Below are 15,093 nucleotides of genomic sequence, written 5' to 3'. Positions count from 1 at the left end.
CGACGCCAAATATCGGTCCGCAGATCCGGTTAATTTGGAACGGTGTTTTGCCTTTTGGCGCATTGACCGTCGGCGGCCTGGATCGTCGATTCACGCGCCGGGCTTGCCGTCCGTCGCAGCCCGATCGGCCGCAAGGGGCGGGCGCCCTAGCATCCGCTCCAGTTCGATTCAGGAGGTGGCATGGACGAGGTACTGGTGGCACGCGGCCTGCGCAAGGCGTACGGAGACCGGACGGCGGTGCACGAGGTCAGCCTCGCATTGCGGCCCGGCGAGGTGCTGGGTCTGCTCGGCCCCAACGGCGCCGGCAAGTCGACGACGGTGGGCATGATCTGCGGCCTGACGGTGCCCGACGCCGGCACCGTGACCCTGTCCGGCGGTGTCAGCCTGGCCTCGGACGAAGCCGGCTACAAGCGCCGCATCGGCCTCGTGCCCCAGGACATCGCGCTGTATGAGGAATTGCCGGCGCGCATGAATGTCGAACTGTTCGGCAACCTCTACGGCATGGCGCCCGAAACGCTCAAGCGCCGTACCGACGAGGTGCTGGCCATGGTCGGCCTGTCCGACCGCGCCAGGGACAAGCCTTCGACCTTCTCCGGCGGCATGAAGCGGCGCCTCAACATCGCCTGCGCGCTGATCCATGATCCCGAGGTCATCCTGCTCGACGAGCCCACGGCTGGTGTCGATCCGCAAAGCCGCAACGCCATCTTCGACAACCTCGAGATGCTCAAGCGTGCCGGCAAGGCGCTGATCTACACGACGCACTACATGGAGGAAGCCGAGCGCCTCGCCGACCGCCTCGTCATCATCGACCACGGTCGCGTCGTCGCCAGCGGCACCCAGGCCCAGCTGTTCGCGCTGCTGCCGGCCTCGCAGATCCTTCAGGTCGAGATCGAAGGCGAGCCCGACGATGCGGCGCTGCAGGGCCTGGCCGGCTTTCCCGATGTCAGGCGCGTCGGCCAGCGCCTTGACGTCAGCCTGGGCGACATCGCCCGGGACACCGGCCCCATGCTCACTGCGCTGGCCCAGCGTGGCGTCAAGGTGCGGGGTCTCGCCTCGGCGCGAGCCACGCTCGAAGACGTCTTCCTGTCTCTCACCGGCCGTCAACTGCGGGACTGAACCATGCAAGCCGTGCTCGCCCTCGTCCGTGCAGAACTCAAGCTGCACTTCTCCAACCGCCGCGCGCTGCTGATGAGCATCGTCGCGCCCATCCTCATCGCCGCCTTCTTCGGCAGCCTGTTCGGCACCAGCAGCAAGATGGCAGGTATCCCCGTCGGCGTTGTCGACAGCGACCACAGCCCGCTGTCCCAGCGCGTCGTCGCGGCGCTGCAGGCCGAGCACTCGCTGAAGACCACGGTGGGCGACGAGGCCGAGCTGCTGGCCCAGGTGCGGGCCGGCAAGCTGCGCGCCGTCGCCATCCTGCCCGCGGGCCTGGGCGAGCAGGCCGGCCGTGCGCTGTTCGGCGCCGGCAGCAAGCCCGAGATCGCGCTGCACTTCGACCCCTCGCAGGCCAGCGCTTTGGCCGTCGTGCGCGGGCTGCTGGCGCAGACGCTGATGCAGGAAGTCAGCCGCAGCAGCTTCAGCCCCGCGGCCCTGGGCGATATGCGCAAGCAGGTGGGCGACGCGACCGGCATGCCGACCGAACAACGCGCGGCCCTCGTGAAGATGTTCGACGCCATCGGCCAGGTGCAGCGTAGCGAGGCGGGGGCCTCCGCCGCTTCCTCCGCTTCAGCGGGCGACGCAGGAAATGTGGGCGGCTTGTCCATGCCCTTCACGACGCGCGAGATCGAGGCCCTGCAGTCCGGCGCCAACGCCGCACCGGTGGCCTACAACAGCTATGCCCACTCCTTCGCCGGCATGGGCGTGCAGTTCATCCTGATGAGTGGCGTCGAGATGGGCATGGGCCTGCTGTTGATGCGCCGCCTGGGCCTGTGGAAGCGGCTGCGCGCGGCACCGTTGTCGCGCGCCCAGCTGCTGGGCAGCCGCATCGCGGCCAGCGCCCTGATCTCCCTGATCGTGTTCGCCGTCATCTACGTGGTCGCCATCGCGGCCTTCGGCGTGCGCGTGCTGGGCAGTACGGCGGGTTTCGCGCTTGTGCTGGCCTGCTTTGCGCTGCTGACGGCCAGCTTCGGCCTGCTCATCGCGGCCCTGGGCCGCACGCCGGAGGCCACGCGCGGCCTGGCCATCCTCGCCACACTCCTGATGGTCATGCTGGGCGGCGCCTGGGTGCCGGCCTTCATCTTCCCGGAATGGCTGCAGACGGTGTCACTCGCCGTGCCGACACGCTGGGCCGTCGATGCGCTGGATGCCATGACCTGGCGCGGTCAGCCCTTTGCCGAGGCCTTGCTGCCGAGCGCGGTGATGCTGGGCTTCAGCGCGGCCTTCGGGCTGCTGGCGATCTGGCGGTTTCGCTGGGAGGAGTGAAGTTGACCGCCCGGGATGGCACCCTCTCGGGCAGCGTCGAGGGTGCTCGGTCAGGTTGTTCGCATCGAATGGAGAGCTCGGCAACGGGGCGCGAATCCACAACCGGCCTGGGATGACGAAAGAAGAACATGGCAGACGGATAGGGTTGCGAGACAGGCCGAGGGGGCCAAGCGAGAGGCGCGAGGCTCAGCCCTGCACCGGCTCGCTGCGGCTGGCGCGCCAGCAGGCAATCAACTCGCGCGCCAGGCCAGGCAGCTCGCCGCGGCCCACCCGCTTGGCAAAGCCGAAGCGTTCACCGGCATAGATGCGGTCATAGGCCATGCGCGAGACATGGGCAGGCCAGCCCTGGGCGGCCATCAGCGCGGAGAAGCGCTCCAGCAGTTGCAGCTCGGCCTGCACGGGACGCTCGTGCGGTGTCCAGCGGTCGTCCAGCACCAGACGCGACGACCCTTCGGCCAGGCTGATGCGGCGCGGGCCGAAGCTGGGCAGCGGGATTGGGCGGCGGTGGCGGCGTGACATGCCTGTGAAGATAGGCCCGACACCCGCAGCGGCCGTGCCGAAAAACACCGTTTCCGGGGCTTGCGATCCGGCCGGGCGCGTAACGGAGGCCCAAGGTGTGGGCTTGGTCACGCTCAGCGGATCGCGGCCACCCAACGCTCGAAGCGTGGCGCCATGCGCCAGCCATCCTCGCCCAGCCAGTCCGCCGAGACCAGCACATGATGGGCGCGGCCGATCAGCTTCTCGCGCGGCACGCTGCCGATGAAGCGCGAGTCCTCGCTGTTGTCGCGGTTGTCGCCGAGCAGGAAATACTGGCCCGCCGGCACCGTGATCTCGGCGAAGTCGCGTCGCGCGCGCAGGGCCGGCAGCAGTTGCACGGTGTGCTCGCGCCCACCCAGGTTTTCGGTCGCGCGGACCGCGTCGACGACCCAGCCCGGCGCCACGCTTTCGCCGCGGGTCTGGCGGTCGGTATGGACCAAGGCTTGACCGTTCAAGATCAGCACATCGTTGCGCATCGCGATGCGGTCGCCTGGCAGGCCGACGATGCGCTTGATGAGGCGCGTGCCGCCGGCCGGCGAACTCAGCGTGACGACATCGCCGCGCTGCGGTTCACCCAGGGGCAGCAGCACGACATCGGTCAGCGGCAGCTTGAGGTCATAGGCCAGGCGGTTGACGAGAACGACGTCGCCCTCCAGCAGCGTCGGCCGCATCGAGCCCGAGGGGATGGGATTCCAGTCGGCCACCGCGGTGCGGAACAAGGCGAAGCTGAGCAGGAAGAGGATGAAGCCGCGGTTGTCGCGGAGGGTGCGTCGGATGTCCATGCCGCCATGTTCGGGTGGTCCCGTCGGTGGCGGCGCCATGAGCGGGTGAATGGCGGGTTGAGGTGGGCGAATGGCGGCGGCGTTGCGCGAACCGCAAGTACAAACCGGCATGGACATGGATTTCACGCCGCTGGCCGAAGCCGACCTGCCGATGCTGCACGGTTGGCTGCAACGCCCCCATGTCGCGCAATGGTGGGGGCCGGCCGACACCGTCGACGAACTGCGTGAGGACTTCCTGACCGGTGGCACGACGCGTGCCTTCATCGCCCACCTGGGCGGCGAGGCGATCGGCTTCGTGCAGTGCTATGTCGTCTTGGGCTCGGGCGACGGCTGGTGGGAGGACGAGACCGACCCCGGTGCGCGCGGCATGGACCAGTTCCTGGCCCACGAAACCCAACTGAACCAGGGCCTGGGCCGGGCGATGGTGAAGGCCTTTGTCGCCCAGCTGTTCGAGGACCCGGTCGTCACTGTCGTGCAGACCGACCCGTCGCCCGGCAACCCGCGCGCCATCCGCTGCTATGCGGCGGCTGGTTTCGAGGCGGCCGGCGAGGTGGTGACGCCCGACGGCGCAGCGCTGCTGATGCGCTGCCGACGCCGCACCGAGCGACGCTGAGGCGTGCGCGCCGCGACTGCGCGGCGATGCACGCCCCAGCGGGTAGCTCAAGCCGGTGGATCCTTGGACCGCGTGCGCGACACGGCCATCATGATGCCGACGCCGGCCACGATGAGGCAGGCGATGGCGACATAGGTGGCGGCCAGGCCGGCCGTGATCAGCGCCCAGGCGAGACCGCCCAGCAGCACGGCCAGGCCGACGATATAGAGCAGGAATGACATGGAACCTCCTGTCGGTGGAGCGATGCCCCATCTCGTCGGGACACTCTAGTGAAGCGGGCTGCCGCGCATGGTCGGACGTCGTTGAAGCCGGCCGTAGGTGGCTTCCTACCGGCGCTGCGGATCTGCGCCGGCTCAGGCGCCAAGGGCTGCGGACTATCTTGGGCGTGACCGCAGATCGGGAGTCAGTCATGCAGTTGTCCCATCGCTCGATGCCGGCCCAGGCTGTCGGCCTGCTGGCCTGGCTGGCCATCGTCTTCGTCGCCGCCGCGTTGGGTGCCATCGCTTCCGGCGACGCGCCAGCCTTTTATGGCGGGCTGGCCAAGCCGGAATGGGCGCCGCCGGCATCGGTTTTCGGACCGGTCTGGTCCGTGCTCTATGGGTTGATGGCCGTGGCGGCCTGGTGGGTGTGGCGTGAGCGGACGGCCGCGGGCCGCGGCGCGGCACTGGGTCTTTTCGTCGCCCAGCTCGTCGCCAACGCGCTGTGGTCCTGGCTGTTCTTCGGCTGGCACCACGGTGCGCTGGCGTTTGGGGACGTGTTGCTGTTGCTCGGCCTCGTCATCGCGACGCTCATCGCCTTCTGGCGCATCCGCCGCGCGGCGGGCTGGCTGCTGCTGCCCTACGCCGCCTGGGTCAGCTTTGCCAGCGCGCTGACCTGGGCGGTCTGGCAGGCCAACCCCGGCCTGCTCTAGCGGGGCGTCTATGCTGCCGGCAGGGAGGCCGCTGTCTGGAGGACGGCGGGATACAAACGCTTGCGCAAGTCGACGCTCACCTTGACCGAGGCCGGCACGGTCACCCTGATCTGCTTCGGCTTGTTCATCCTGTTTTCCTTCCAGGCCATGGCGGAGGGCTTCCCGCAGGTCCGTTTCTCTGACGCGGGCAATGCCGGCATCGTGGGCCTGGAGCTGGTGCTGGGCGCCGGCGGGCTGATCTTTCTGCACCTGCGCGGCTTCGACATCCGCTCGCTCCAGCCCATGCCGACGCTGCGGGACAGCCTGATCGGCCTGGGGCTGTTTGTGCTGTCCTGGCTGCTGGCGGTCGTCGCGATGCTGCTGTTCAGCACGCCGGGCCAGACCGAGGCGGCGGAGATCTCCTCCCAGGGGCTTTCCGCGCTGTCGACGGTGACGCTGGCCCTCGTCAACGGCAGCTACGAGGAGATCTTCCTGCTCGGCGTGCTGGTGCGTGGGCTGCGGGGCTTCGGCCTGTCGCTGGCCGTCGGCCTGCCGCTGCTGGTCCGCGTGCTGTATCACACCTACCAGGGCCCCTTGGGGCTGGTGGCGGTCGGCACCGTGGGCCTGGTGCTGACGCTGGCCTACGTGGGCACGGGCCGGCTGTGGCCGCCGGTGCTGGCCCATATCCTGTTGGACGTCGCCGCGCTGCTCTGACTCAGCGCAGGCTGGAGGGCAGCTCGGCAAAGTGCTCGCTGCGCGCCAGCGTCGCGCGGTGACGCTGCGGGCGCTGCTGAGGCGCTAGCTGGGGCGAGGGGTGAGGGAGCTGAGAGCCTTGGGCCAGGCCACGATTGCTGCGCTCGCAAAATAGCAACAGCCTGTCGCAACGGGCTTTGTCCACGGATCTGGAGGATGGAGATGTCGGTTCCTGGTTTGGTGGTGAGCTTCCCGCTCCTTGTGGTTTCCGTCGTCCTGTCCGCCCTGCCGGTCTGGTTTGCGGCCAAGGTGGTGGGTGCCGGGCGCCAGGAGTTTTGGCGCGTGACGCTGGCGCTGGTGCTTGCCGTCGCGCTGGCGGCCGTGCTGATGGTGGTCGCCGGCTGGAAAGGCTTGCTGCTGTGGCCTGTCGTTTTTGTCGTCGTGTTCAGCAAGATGCTGGAGGTCTCGTACCTCGGCGCATTCCTGCTGTGCATCCTGGCCGCAGCCTTCCAGGTCGGCATTGCCAAGCTGTTCGGCGCGATGCTCGGCACGGGCGGCTGAGTTCAGCATTGCATCCAGAATCCGCCTTTCCTCCACGTCGACCGTGCCGCCCATGCCCATCTCTTTGCCCAGTGTCTACATCCAGGACACCGGCACCGCCAAAGGCCGTGGCGCCTATGCGGCGCGAGCCCATGCCAAGGGCGAGACCGTCGAGGCCTGCCCGGTGGTGCTGTTCACCGGCTCCTATGCATCCGTGCCCGACGAGGTCCGCAAGCTGCTCTTCAACTGGGGCGTGCTGGCGCGTACGGATGCGGCCCACTGCCTGGCGCTCGGCTATGGCAGCCTCTACAACCACGAGAACCCGGCCAATATGCGCTACGAGGCCGACGCCGCATCGCGGGTGCTGCGCTTCATCGCCATCCGCGACATCGCTGCCGACGAGGAGCTGACGGTGAACTACAACGCCGTCGGTGGCGGCCATGAGTCCGATCAGAACACCTGGTTCGACGGCATGGGCGTCGAGGTGTTCGGCGGCTGACGCTGGCGCCAATGGCATCATGCCCTTCGCAGGGGTGTCAACCCCGTTCCTCGGCGCCCTACTGGACCACCGATGACCAAGACGACCGCGACGCTGATCACGATCATTGCCGGGCTGTTTGCGATCGCGATGCCCATCCTGCTCGCGCTGCATGTCGCGAATCGCCAGGGTGAGGAGGCGGAGCTGGCGCGCGTGTTGGGCTATGCCAGGGACGCCCTGCACCACTCCGACAGCTCGGCCGACCAGATCTACGAGGGCATCGCCCGCTTGGCCAAGGCCGGCAACGAGGCCTGCGGCCCGGCCGAACTCGCGCTGATGCGCAAGATCGATCTGGCGTCGAGCTATATCCAGGCCATCGGCAGGGTGCGCGGCGACCGGCTGATCTGCTCGTCCCTGGGCGGTGGCAGCAGCGAGGCGCAGTTCGATATCGGCAGGCCCGACATCCAGACGTCGACGGGATCGAAGGTGCGCAGGAATGTGGTGTTTCCGTTCGCCCAGGGCGTCACCTTCACGGTGGTCGAGCGCGAGGGCTTCGCCGCCATCATCCACAAGGACTTGCCCATCGACGTGTCGACCAGCGAAGGCGATCTGTCGCTCGCAACGATCACGCCCGACAACCGGCAGACGCGCAGCGCGCGCGGCTCGATCCGCGTCGAGTGGATGGACGAGCTGCGCGGGCGCCAGGAAACGACCTTCATCGAGGGCCAGCAGATCGTCGCCGTCGTGAAGTCCAGGCGCTATGCGACCGTCGTCGTGGCCRCGCTGCCCATCCAGCACCTGCAGGCCCGGACGAGATCGACCGCCCTGGTGCTGGTGCCCGCCGGCCTCGTCGCCAGCGCGCTGCTGGTCTGGGCGCTGTTGCGCGCGGTGCGCCTGCAGCTGGCCTTGCCGGCCGTGCTGAAGGTGGCCTTGCGCCGCCAGGAGTTCTTCCTCGTCTACCAGCCCATCGTGGACCTGGCGACGGGTCGCTGGGTCGGCGCCGAGGCGCTGATCCGCTGGCGCCGGCCGAACGGGGAGCTGGTGCGGCCCGACCTCTTCATCCCGGTCGCGGAGGAGAGTGGCCTCATCGAGCGCGTGACGGCCGAGGTCCTGCGCCTCGCGGGCAGAGACGCAGCCGGCCTCTTCAGCCGCCACGCTGACTTTCATCTGGCCATCAACCTGTCGGCCGCCGACCTGCAGTCCCACCATACGCTGGAGCTGCTGGGTCAGCTGGCGCGGCAGACGGGCGCGGCCGCCGGCAACCTCTTGGTCGAGGCCACCGAGCGCGGCTTCATGAATGCCGATGTGGCGCGCGAGATGGTGAAACAGGTGCGGGCCGACGGCATTCGCGTCGCCATCGACGACTTCGGCACCGGCTACTCCAGCCTGTCCTATCTCGAGACCTTCGAGCTGGACTATCTGAAGATCGACAAGTCTTTTGTCGACAAGATCGGCACCGAGGCGGCGACCAGCCAGGTCGCGCTGCACATCATCGAGATGGCCAAGGACCTGAAGCTGGCGATGATTGCCGAGGGCGTCGAGACCGAGGCCCAGGCGCGCTTCCTGCGCGACCATGGCGTGCAATACGCCCAGGGGTGGCTGTTCAGCAAGCCGCTGCCGTTCGGCGAACTGCAGGCGGGGCTCGCGGCCCAAGGCGCCGCCGCGCCGCCCGTCTAGCGCGCCGCCTTGGCCTCCGGGGCGTCCTGCGCCACCCACCTGAGCAGCGCATCCAGCACACCCCGCGCGGCTTGCGCCTGCGCATGGTTGACGATGGCCACCAGCACCCAGCGCCTGCCCGAGGGCGCATCGACGATGCCAGCCAGCGCGACGACGTCGCGCAGCGAGCCCGTCTTCAGATGCGCCCGCCCGGCCGCGGCGCCGAAGCGCCCGGGCTGGCGTGACAGCGTGCCGTCCAGCCCCGCCACCGGCAGCGAGGCCAGCAGCTCGGGCATCCAGGGCTGGCTCCAGGCCCAGCGCAGCAGCGCGGCCAGCTGGGCCGGGGTGATGCGCGTCTCGCGCGCCAGGCCCGAGCCGTTGACGACGCGGGTCGGTGGCGTCGTGCCGGCATGGGCGTCCAGCCAGGCCTGCAGCCAGGTGGCCGCCGTGTCGGGCGAGGGGGTGGGCACGCCGGCGGCGCGGGCGGTGCTGAGCAGGACCTGCTGCGCCATCAGGTTGCTGCTGTATTTGTTCATGTCGCGCATCGCCTCGCCCAGCGTCGGGCCGGGCCAGAGCAGCGTCGGCGCGGCTGTGGGTGCGGGCGCGTCAACGATGGCTTCGCCGCGCCAGGCGATGCCGGCTTCGCGCAGCATCAGCGCCAGCAGCCGTGCCGGGTAGGTGGCCGGGTCGGGGTCGGCCAGCGTCCAGGTCTGCTCGCCGCAGGCGGCCGGGTAGCTGCCCGCAAAGCGCGGCCGCTGGCCGGGCGTCCATTGCAGCTTCAAGGCGCCGCGCCAATCACCGCAGGCGCCGGCCAGCGTGGGCACGGTGACCGGTGCGTCCAGCGCCGGCTCGGCCGTGATGCGCGCCTGCAGGCCATCGATGCGAACGGTGTAGCTCACCGCCTTGGCGTTCAGCAGCAAGGCCTCGGGCAGGGCATTGCCGACTCGCCAGGCCTCGTTGTCGAAGTCGCCGGGCTCGGCGCTGCCGGGCGTGAAGGCGCTGCGGTCCAGGCGCAGGGGGCCGCGCAGCTCGCTCACCCCGAGGCGCCTCAACCCGACCCAGAGGCGCTCGGTGGACAGCCGCGGGTCGCCGCTGCCCTGGATGGCCAGGCCGCCGTCCTCGGTCAGCCAGACCGGCGTCTGCCATTGCCAGGCCGGGCCCAGGGTGTCCAGGGCCGCCATGCTGGTGACGAGCTTGGTCAGCGAGGCCGGGTTCAGTGGGGCGTCCGGCAGCCAGGCCAGCCGCGGCTTGGCCTCGTCCAGGGCCTGGACGACGACGCCCAGGGCCGTCGGCGGCAGCTGGGCCTGGCGCAGCGCCACCTGGACCGACAGCGGCAGCGGTTCCGCTGCCTGGACCCCCAGGATGCACCCCGCCAATACCCATCCCACCGCCTGTTTGCGCATGACCCGAAAGTTACACTGGGTTGATGCCCTCTCTCCTGGCTCTCGACAGCTCGACCGACACGATGGCCCTGGCCCTCGTGGCCCAGGGGCAGACCCGGGTTTTCGAGGCCCAGGGTGGTGCCCAGGCCTCGGCGCGCATGCTGCCCGAGGTGAAGGCCCTGCTGGCAGGCGCGGGTGTCGCAATGGCCGATCTGGACGCCATCGCCTTCGGCCAGGGGCCGGGCGCCTTCACCGGGCTGCGCACCGCCTGCGCCGTGGCCCAGGGCCTGGCCTTCGGGCTGGACCGGCCGGTGCTGGCCATCGACAGCCTGATGCTGGTGGCCGAGGACGCTCGCGCCCAGGGCGCCGGCGACGACCTCTGGGTGGCCATGGATGCGCGCATCGGCGAGATCTATGCGGCGCGCTACCGCTGGGTTGACGGCGCTTGGGCCATGGTCGAGGCGCCGGCCCTCTACAAGCCGGAGGCGCTGGCCGCTCATTGGGGCCAGCCCGCCGCTGTCGCCGGCACGGCCCTGGGCGAATACGCCGACGCCCTGGGCGTGCTGCCGCAAGCCTGGCCCCAGGCCCGCTCGCGCGCCGCGGCCCTGGGCGCACTCGCCCTGGCCGCCTGGCAGCGCGGCGAGACGCGCGACGCCGCCGAGGCACTGCCCGTCTATGTGCGCGACAAGGTCGCACTGACGACGGCCGAGAGAGAACAGAAGTCATGAGCGCGCTGCTGGAGCGCAACCTGCCGCCCTTCGAGGCCGCGGCCATGCGGGTGCCCGACCTGACCGAGATCATCGCGATCGAGCGCCAGGCCTATCCGGTGCCGTGGACACATGGAAATTTCGTCGACTCGCTGGCAGCGGCCTACCCGGCCGAGGTGCTGCGCGGGGCGCGCGCCGAGCTGCTCGGCTACTGGGTGGCCATGCCTGGCGTCGACGAGATGCACCTGCTCAACATCACCGTCGTGCCGGCCTGGCAGGGGCGGGGCCTGGCCGTCGCCATGCTGGACCGCCTGGTGGGCGAATGCCGCCGCCGCGGCCTCACGCAGCTGTGGCTGGAGGTGCGCGTCAGCAACGAGCGCGCCCGCGACGTCTACCGCCGCTACGGCTTTGCCGAGGTCGGCAGGCGCCGCGCCTACTACCCGGTGCAGCAGGGGCCGCGCGAGGACGCCATCCTGATGAGCCTGATGGTGGCGGCCGCATGAGCTGGGACGATCGACAAAGGGCCATGTTGGCCGAAATGGGATTGCGCGTGCCGGCAGCGAGTGCGGTGGCGCAGGCCGTCGACGTCATCCAGGCCGAACCCGAACCCATCGTCGTCGCCGCGCCGCCGCCGGTCGTCGTGCGCGTGGCGGCGCCCGCCGTGCCGTCGAGCTTCGCGAACCTCGACCTGCCCGCCCTGCGCGAGGCCGTCTCCGGCTGCCGCGCCTGCGGCTTGTGCGAGCAGCGCCGCAACGCCGTCTTCGGCACGGGCGCGCTGCAGCAGGCGCAATGGCTGGTCGTCACCGACCCGCCGGACGAAAGTGACGATGCCGCCGGTGAGGCCCTGGGGGGCGACGCCGGCCGTCTGCTGGACCGCATGCTGCTGGCCGCCGGCCAGCGCCGCGACGGCGACGCTGCCACCGCCTTCGTGACGCCCATCGTCAAGTGCCGCCCGCCGCGCGGCCGCCCGCCGCAGGCCGCCGAGCTGGACGCCTGCGAGGCCGTGCTGGCCCGCCAGGTCGAGCTGCTGAAGCCGCGCGTCGTGCTGGCCATGGGCCTGCAGGCGGCGCGCCGGCTGACCGGCCTGGCCGAGCCGCTGGGCAAGCTGCGTGGCCGCGTGCATTTGTGGCGCGACCTGGCCGTGGTCGTCACCTACCATCCCGCCTACCTCTTGCGCTCGCCGGCCGACAAGGCCGGTGCCTGGGACGACCTGTGTCTGGCCCGCATGACCTCCAAAGCATGACGACGGCCGGGGCTGAATCCACCCTGGGGAACGAGGCCGCGCGCTTCAAGCTGCTGGCCGACTATCTGCCGGCCTGGATTGCGCTGTACGACGCCAAGACCCAGGTCTGCCTGTTCGCCAATCGCGGCTATGCCGGCGCCTTCGGGCTGACCGAACAGAGCATCCTGGGCAAGACCTTCGCCGAGATCATCGGCCCCGAAGCGGCGGCCTTCATCCAGCCCTCGGTCGACCGCGTGCTGTCCGAGCGCATCGCCGTCAGCTACGAGCGCGAACTGCCCGAGGCCGACGGCACGCCGCGCTGGATCGAGGTCCACCTCATTCCGCAACTGGGCGAGGACGGCGTGCCGGTGGCGAGCTGCGTGCTCATCAACGACATCACCAAGCACCGCCTGGCCGAGCGTCAGGTGCGCGAGTCGGAAGCGCGGCTGGACAAGTTCATGCAGGCCACGGTGGAGGGCATCCTCTTCCACAAGGACGGCATCACGACCGACGTCAACCCGCCCTGCTGCGAGCTGGTGGGCTACACGTTGCCGGAGATGATCGGCCGGCATGTGCTGTCCTTCATTGCCGAGGACGAGCTGAACAAGGTCAAGGAGGTCATGCGCCTCGGGCGCGAGCTGCGCTACGAGACCGCCGTCACGCACAAGGACGGCACGCGCATCCCGGTCGAGTTCATCGTGCGCACCATCGAGCGCGACGGCGAGAAGCTGCGCATGACCATCGTGCGCGACATCCGCGACCGACTCGCCAGCGAAGCCCGCATCCAGCACCTGGCCCATCACGACGCGCTGACCGGCCTGCTCAACCGGGCCGCCTTCCTGGACCGCATGGCCCTGCTGATGCGGCGCGCCGAGCGCAAGGGCGAGATGCTGGCCCTGCTCTTCATCGACCTGGACAATTTCAAGCGCGTCAACGATTCCCTGGGTCATCTCGAAGGCGATCAGGTGCTGACGACGGTGTCCGAGCGTCTCGTCGGCGCGCTGCGTGCCAGCGACCTCGTCGGCCGTTTCGGCGGCGACGAGTTCGTCGTGCTGCTGAGCGACCTGACCAGCCGCGACGACATCAAGGTGGTGCTGGACGCGCTGCTGTCCGTCGTCGAGGTGCCCGTCAAGGCCGATGGCCGCGCGCTGTCCGTCACGCCCTCCATCGGCGTGGCCGTCTACCCGGACGATGGCCGGCTGGCGGAGGACCTCATCCAGCATGCCGACACGGCCATGTACCGCGCCAAGGCCCGCGGCCGTGCGACCTACCAGTTCTTCGAGCCGGCCCTGGCGGAGACGGCCTATGCCGACCTCGTGCTCGAGGCCGAACTGGCGCAGGGGCTGACGCACAACGAGTTCGAGCTCTTCTTCCAGCCCCAGGTCGAGGCGACGACGGGCCAGCTGTCGGGCGCCGAGGCCCTGCTGCGCTGGCGCCATCCGCAGCGCGGCCTGCTGTCGCCGGACGCCTTCATCTTCGTCGCCGAGCGTCACCGCCTGATGCTCAACCTCGGCGAATGGGTGCTGCGCGAAGCCGCCGTGACGGCGCGGCGCTGGCGCGAGAAGGGCCTGACGCGGGGCCATGGCGCCATGCGCATCGCCGTCAACCTGTCGCGCATCCAGTTCCATCTGGACGGCTTCGCCGACACGGTCAAGCGCGTGCTGCAGGAGTCCGGCGCCGAAGGCCAGTGGCTGGAGCTGGAGCTGACCGAGCGCATGCTCATCGACGACATCACCCACGCGCCGGCGACGCTGGCCCAACTGCGCGCGCTGGGCCTGACCGTGTCGGTCGACGACTTCGGCACCGGCTACACCTCGCTGGCCCATCTGACCGAGCTGCCGCTGGACAAGCTCAAGATCGACCAGGGCTTTGTCGCCCGCCTGCCCGACGACGTCGGCGCCCAGGCCATCACCCGCGCCATCGTGCAGATGGCCGTCGGCCTGGGCCTGACGGTCACGGCCGAGGGCGTGCGCAGCGCCGCGCAATGGCAGCTGCTGGCGAGCTGGGGCTGCCAGCAGTTCCAGGGTGAGCTGGTGGGTGCGCCGATGCCGGTGGCCGAGTTCGAGGCGTGGGTGAAGGCCCGGTGAAGCTCGTCGACAGAATTCATGCCGAGATCGCCGCGGCCGGCGGCTGGCTGCCCTTCGACCGGTTCATGGCCATGGCCTTGTACGAACCCGGCCTGGGCTATTACGCCGGCGGCCGGCGCAAGTTCGGCCTGATGCCCAGCGAGGGCTCGGACTTCGTCACCGCGCCGGAGATGTCGCCGCTGTTCGGCCGCGCGCTGGCGCGCCAATTGGCCCAGGCCATGGATGCCAGCGGCTGCCGCGACGTCGTCGAGTTCGGTGCCGGCTCGGGGGCGCTCGCGGCCCAGCTGATCGCCGAGCTGGATGCGCTGGGCGCCGGCCTGGCGCGCTACCGCATCGTCGAGCTGTCGGCCGAGCTGCGCGAACGTCAGCGCGAACGGCTCGCTCACTGGGGCGACCGCGTCGACTGGCTGGACACGCTGCCCGCCGAGCTGGAGGCCGTCGTCATCGGCAACGAGGTGCTGGACGCGATGCCGGTGCAGCTGATCGCCTTCGACGGCCAGGTCTGGCGCGAACGGGGCGTGGTGTCGGCGGGCGAGGGCTTTGCCTTCGAGGACCGCGACAGCATGCTGCGGCCGCCGATCGAGACGGGCTTCGTGCCCGGCACCGTGACCGAGATCCACCCCCAGGGCGAGGCCTTCATCGCGACGCTGGCCCGCACGCTCAAGCGCGGCGCGGCCTTCTTCATCGACTATGGCTTCCCCGAAGGCGAGTACTACCACCCGCAGCGCCGCGGCGGCACGTTGATGTGCCACCAGGGCCATCTGGCGGATGCCGATCCCTTGGTGGCCGTCGGCGACAAGGACATCACGGCCCACGTCAACTTCACCGGCACGGCGCTGGCCGGCCAGGATGCCGGCCTCGTCGTGCTGGGCTACACCAGCCAGGCCAATTTCCTGCTCAACTGCGGCATCGCTGATCTGCTGGCCGGCGCCTCTTTGGGTGAGCGCGCCATGGCGCACCGCCTGCTGGCCGAGCACGAGATGGGTGAGCTGTTCAAGGTGATAGCCTTCGCGCCGCTGGACGCGCCCTTCGACGCGCTGGGGTTTGAACGCGGAGACCGTTCCCACAAGCTCTGAAAGGGGTTGT

Annotated in this window: 17 protein-coding genes; 13 read left to right on the top strand and 4 right to left on the bottom strand. The window is 69.9% G+C overall.

Annotated features, from left to right (window positions below):
• Positions 1-180 precede the first annotated feature (180 nt).
• Positions 181-1,116, top strand: coding sequence for an ABC transporter ATP-binding protein (locus AC1DW3_RS15550; RefSeq protein ID WP_477932447.1), 936 nt, complete (start codon positions 181-183; stop codon positions 1,114-1,116).
• Between the two features lie 3 nt (positions 1,117-1,119).
• Positions 1,120-2,421: an ABC transporter permease gene (locus AC1DW3_RS15545; protein WP_477932445.1), complete on the top strand. Its 1,302-nt coding sequence runs from the start codon at positions 1,120-1,122 to the stop codon at positions 2,419-2,421.
• Positions 2,422-2,607: 186 nt separating this feature from the next.
• Here AC1DW3_RS15545 and AC1DW3_RS15540 read toward each other — a convergent pair whose 3' ends face one another.
• On the bottom strand, positions 2,608-2,940 hold the full coding sequence (locus AC1DW3_RS15540; RefSeq protein ID WP_477932444.1) for a hypothetical protein: 333 nt from the start codon (positions 2,938-2,940) through the stop codon (positions 2,608-2,610).
• A gap of 113 nt (positions 2,941-3,053) precedes the next feature.
• Positions 3,054-3,740, bottom strand: a complete 687-nt coding sequence (gene lepB / locus AC1DW3_RS15535) for a signal peptidase I (RefSeq protein ID WP_477932442.1) — start codon at positions 3,738-3,740, stop codon at positions 3,054-3,056.
• A 109-nt stretch (positions 3,741-3,849) separates the two neighbouring features.
• Between lepB and AC1DW3_RS15530 the strand changes: the two genes are divergently transcribed.
• Positions 3,850-4,353 carry a GNAT family N-acetyltransferase gene (locus AC1DW3_RS15530; protein WP_477932440.1) on the top strand — a complete coding sequence of 168 codons (504 nt, stop codon included), beginning with the start codon at positions 3,850-3,852 and terminating at the stop codon, positions 4,351-4,353.
• 47 nt (positions 4,354-4,400) lie between these two features.
• Here AC1DW3_RS15530 and AC1DW3_RS15525 read toward each other — a convergent pair whose 3' ends face one another.
• Positions 4,401-4,574, bottom strand: coding sequence for a hypothetical protein (locus AC1DW3_RS15525; RefSeq protein WP_439467489.1), 174 nt, complete (start codon positions 4,572-4,574; stop codon positions 4,401-4,403).
• Between the two features lie 188 nt (positions 4,575-4,762).
• Between AC1DW3_RS15525 and AC1DW3_RS15520 the strand changes: the two genes are divergently transcribed.
• The 5 genes from AC1DW3_RS15520 to AC1DW3_RS15500 all read left to right on the top strand — a co-directional run bounded on the left by AC1DW3_RS15520 (position 4,763) and on the right by AC1DW3_RS15500 (position 8,630).
• Complete coding sequence (locus tag AC1DW3_RS15520) at positions 4,763-5,263, top strand: TspO/MBR family protein (RefSeq protein ID WP_477932437.1); 501 nt, start codon at positions 4,763-4,765, stop codon at positions 5,261-5,263.
• A gap of 60 nt (positions 5,264-5,323) precedes the next feature.
• Complete coding sequence (locus tag AC1DW3_RS15515; RefSeq protein WP_477932435.1) at positions 5,324-5,956, top strand: CPBP family intramembrane glutamic endopeptidase; 633 nt, start codon at positions 5,324-5,326, stop codon at positions 5,954-5,956.
• A 195-nt stretch (positions 5,957-6,151) separates the two neighbouring features.
• A complete protein-coding gene (locus AC1DW3_RS15510; RefSeq protein WP_477932433.1) occupies positions 6,152-6,496 on the top strand; it encodes a hypothetical protein in 345 nt (114 codons plus the stop codon).
• Positions 6,497-6,548: 52 nt separating this feature from the next.
• A complete protein-coding gene (locus tag AC1DW3_RS15505) occupies positions 6,549-6,974 on the top strand; it encodes an SET domain-containing protein-lysine N-methyltransferase (RefSeq protein ID WP_477932431.1) in 426 nt (141 codons plus the stop codon).
• A 72-nt stretch (positions 6,975-7,046) separates the two neighbouring features.
• Complete coding sequence (locus AC1DW3_RS15500; protein WP_477932429.1) at positions 7,047-8,630, top strand: EAL domain-containing protein; 1,584 nt, start codon at positions 7,047-7,049, stop codon at positions 8,628-8,630.
• Here AC1DW3_RS15500 and dacB read toward each other — a convergent pair.
• A complete protein-coding gene (gene dacB, locus AC1DW3_RS15495; RefSeq protein WP_477932427.1) occupies positions 8,627-10,012 on the bottom strand; it encodes a D-alanyl-D-alanine carboxypeptidase/D-alanyl-D-alanine endopeptidase in 1,386 nt (461 codons plus the stop codon). The genes AC1DW3_RS15500 and dacB overlap by 4 nt on opposite strands.
• A gap of 23 nt (positions 10,013-10,035) precedes the next feature.
• Between dacB and tsaB the strand changes: the two genes are divergently transcribed.
• The 5 genes from tsaB to AC1DW3_RS15470 are packed head-to-tail and all read left to right on the top strand — an operon-like array spanning position 10,036 to position 15,083.
• On the top strand, positions 10,036-10,719 hold the full coding sequence (gene tsaB, locus AC1DW3_RS15490; RefSeq protein WP_477932425.1) for a tRNA (adenosine(37)-N6)-threonylcarbamoyltransferase complex dimerization subunit type 1 TsaB: 684 nt from the start codon (positions 10,036-10,038) through the stop codon (positions 10,717-10,719).
• The gene (gene rimI, locus AC1DW3_RS15485; protein ID WP_477932422.1) at positions 10,716-11,201 is read left to right on the top strand and encodes a ribosomal protein S18-alanine N-acetyltransferase; all 486 of its coding nucleotides are present in this window, start codon (positions 10,716-10,718) and stop codon (positions 11,199-11,201) included. The genes tsaB and rimI overlap by 4 nt, the downstream gene beginning before the upstream one ends.
• A 23-nt stretch (positions 11,202-11,224) precedes the next feature.
• Positions 11,225-11,941, top strand: coding sequence for a uracil-DNA glycosylase (locus AC1DW3_RS15480; protein ID WP_477932420.1), 717 nt, complete (start codon positions 11,225-11,227; stop codon positions 11,939-11,941).
• Complete coding sequence (locus AC1DW3_RS15475; protein ID WP_477932418.1) at positions 11,938-14,007, top strand: putative bifunctional diguanylate cyclase/phosphodiesterase; 2,070 nt, start codon at positions 11,938-11,940, stop codon at positions 14,005-14,007. Before AC1DW3_RS15480 ends, AC1DW3_RS15475 begins: the two co-directional genes overlap by 4 nt.
• Positions 14,004-15,083, top strand: coding sequence for a class I SAM-dependent methyltransferase (locus AC1DW3_RS15470; RefSeq protein WP_477932416.1), 1,080 nt, complete (start codon positions 14,004-14,006; stop codon positions 15,081-15,083). The genes AC1DW3_RS15475 and AC1DW3_RS15470 overlap by 4 nt, the downstream gene beginning before the upstream one ends.
• The last annotated feature ends 10 nt before the right edge of the window (positions 15,084-15,093 follow it).

The sequence above is a fragment of the Roseateles sp. P2_H4 genome, assembly GCF_056403315.1.
This window is presented reverse-complemented; position numbering and strand designations above follow the sequence as displayed.